The sequence below is a fragment of the Salinimicrobium oceani genome (assembly GCF_012037645.1).
This window is the reverse complement of record NZ_JAAVJR010001703.1, coordinates 1-279: the sequence shown is the minus strand read 5'-3', so window position 1 is coordinate 279 and position 279 is coordinate 1. Positions and strand designations below refer to the sequence as shown.

At 45.9% G+C, this 279-nt stretch carries 1 protein-coding gene; it reads right to left on the bottom strand.

All coding sequences use genetic code 11. The features are described 5' to 3' along the window. The coding region (locus HC175_RS23665; protein ID WP_317172413.1) for a sensor histidine kinase at positions 1–279 on the bottom strand (279 nt) is incomplete at both ends.

The window sequence follows — 279 nt, the reverse complement described above, 5'->3', positions numbered from 1 at the left end:
CTGTGATGACTCTCGTATCAAGGTCTTGAGATACTGTCACGCTCACTTCCACTTCCCGTGATTTTTCCGGAGGCACTGCATGTTCAACAGTTTCTTCGATGAGGTTCTTAGGATTAAAAGCAAGTTCTTCAACGGTCATTTTTCCGGCTTCAAGTCGGGAAAGGTCCAGCAGGTCATTTACGAGATGCAGCAGATAATCTGAAGATCTCTTGAGTTGAGCGAGGTAGCGGTTCTGGGATTTGTTCAGGTTGCTTTTTTCCAGTAGGCCTGTATACCCAA